The organism is Mycobacterium sp., assembly GCF_050701515.1.
Taxonomy (GTDB): Bacteria; Actinomycetota; Actinomycetes; order Mycobacteriales; family Mycobacteriaceae; genus Mycobacterium.
Genome location: NZ_JBOGDB010000174.1, coordinates 1 through 2,208, shown reverse-complemented (window position 1 = coordinate 2,208; position 2,208 = coordinate 1). Strand labels below are relative to the sequence as shown.

The 2,208-nt window shown below is 63.6% G+C and carries 2 protein-coding genes and 1 pseudogene; all 3 read right to left on the bottom strand.

Annotated features, from left to right (window positions below):
• Positions 1–474 (bottom strand): Rv1363c family protein (locus tag ACRDU5_RS14720; protein WP_526615329.1); only part of this gene is annotated, 474 nt, incomplete at its 3' end.
• Positions 438–1,910 carry an MCE family protein gene (locus ACRDU5_RS14715; protein WP_526615328.1) on the bottom strand — a complete coding sequence of 491 codons (1,473 nt, stop codon included), beginning with the start codon at positions 1,908–1,910 and terminating at the stop codon, positions 438–440. The genes ACRDU5_RS14720 and ACRDU5_RS14715, both read right to left, overlap by 37 nt.
• Position 1,911: 1 nt before the next feature.
• Positions 1,912–2,208 (bottom strand): annotated as a pseudogene (locus ACRDU5_RS14710) (mammalian cell entry protein); the annotation flags it as partial.

Sequence of the window (2,208 nt, the reverse complement as noted above, 5' to 3'; positions counted from 1 at the left end):
GACTGAGCCTTCGGTTTTCGACTGGGCATTCTTGACCACTTCAGCGAATGCGGGCGAACGCTTCTGGAAGTCATCGTGGAAAGCGCCGGTCGACGAACCGAGGACACGTTGTATGTCGGCGTCCACCCGGGTGAAGTCGATTGTCGTCAAGTTGATCGCCCCCTGTCTGCCGACCTGCAGGAAGAGCTCTCTCTGTTGCGTGGCTCCATCTGATTGGTAGGCGCGAAACCCGAGCCATCCGACCAGCCCGCCAAGGCCCGCGAGTATCACCAGGCCGATGATCAATCCAGTTCGAAGCGGTGACGCGCTCTTCTTCGGCGGCTTCTCCCTAGCCGACGTAGCTGCACCTTCATCGTGGTCGCCCGAGCCAACTGCTTCGGCGCCTTTAGCGAGGACATTGTCGTCCTCGATCTCGTTACCGTCGACCGACGAAACGTTCAGCGTCCGGCCGGCGGCATCAGCATTGTCTGCCAACTCTGCTCCTTCGAGGTCTCGGCCAAATTCGTTTGGGTATAAGTGTTTCCGTCAGGCCCGAGGTAGGTTCCAGTCGCGGGGTCGTACTCCGCCGTCGCCAGCGCGGGCACGGCGGGTGCAGCCGGCGCTGACGGCGCGGCCCCCGTTGGCGCCGGTCCCGGCGGCAATTGTGGGATGTCCTGGCCCGTATTCGTGGCGTTCGGGTCGCCTTTCCAGTTCAGACCGTCGTTGAGGGGAACGTACTGCTCATCGCTCTCGCACAGTGCGACCGTCGGAGCGCGCTTACCGGGGACGGTCGCGCAGGGAGTGTTACGCGCACCGCGCACGTTCCACCTCGAGTCTTGCGGCACACGGCAATACACGTCACCTGCCGGCCGCGGTGGGGCGTCGACGAAGGTCGGCGGCCGCGCCTGCTGGGCAGGAAGGAACCCGGTGAGGCAAGCCGGCGGCAGGTTGGTGTTGCCGGTGTTGAAGCTCAAGTAGGCGCCCCTGTAATCCTGCTTGGTATTGAGGTTGGCCACCGCCGTTCCGTGCAAGTTGGCGATGCCTTGCGGTACCAGCACTAACAACTGCTCGATGTTGGCCTGGTAGGCAAGCGCCACCTGCCCGACGCTGACGAGGTTGGCCAGCACGATCGGCAATGTCGGCTGCAGTCGATCAAGCAGCTGCCGCACCTCGCTGGCGGCTGGGCCGCCCTGCTCGAGCACCCCGGCGAGTGTGTTGTCCTGGGTTCGCAACTGATCGGTGACGCCGGCCAGGTTCGCGGCCCACGACTGAATCGCGTCGGAAGTGTCGGTCTGAGAGTCCAGCACCGGCTGAGCTTCGTCGATCAATGCGGTGAGGGCGTCGAGGTCTTCTCTCGCGTCGATGGCAAGGGTTGTGGCGCCGCTGACGAATCGGGAGAATTCGGGACCGAGTCCGCCCAGAGCGGTGTAGCTTTCGTCGATCACGGTCTTGACGTTGTCGTTGGGGATCGCCTCTAACCCTCGATTCGTCGCCTCAAGCAACGTGTTGATGTTCGGCGGCACCGAGGTGCGGCTGTTTGGAATCACGTCTCCGTCGGCCAGCGGCGCAGAAGTGGCGTTACGCGGCAGCAGCGCAACGAATTGTTCACCCACCGCGGTCTGGCTGTGCACCTGCGCGTCGAGATCCGACGGAATACGCACGTCCGAGTCCAGCGAGAGGATGGCGTCCACCCCGGTGCCGGTCAGCCGCACCTCCTCCACTCGGCCCACTTCGGTGCCGCGGTAGGTGACGTTGGCCTGCGGGTACAGGTTCCCCGATTCCGATAGCCTCATGGTTACGGTGTAGCGCCCGATCCCGAAGAGCACCGACGGCAGGCGAATATAGACGATGCCGACGACCGCGATCCCGGTGATGGCCACCACGATGAAGGCCACCATCTGGATCTTGACGGTCCTGTTCAGCTGGTCCATGTCATGGCCCCTGATCCCAGCGGTACGGAATGATCAATGGGTTGGCTGCTGTGTAGGGGCTCGGGAACTGGCCGATGGTGCGGCCCCATTGCAGTTCCAGTTCGGTGAGATCGCCCTCCCAGCGGGTGCCGGTGAAGATACCGGCGTCGATTCGGCTTAACGTCAGGTCGATGACGGCCGTCAAGTTGCCGTAGTCGCCTCGAACCCAGTTCTCCAGCGTTTCGTTGGGCCACGGGTACGTCGCGAGGATGCTTAGCGAGCGAGTCAGCGCTGGACCGGCGTTGGCCAACGCATCCAG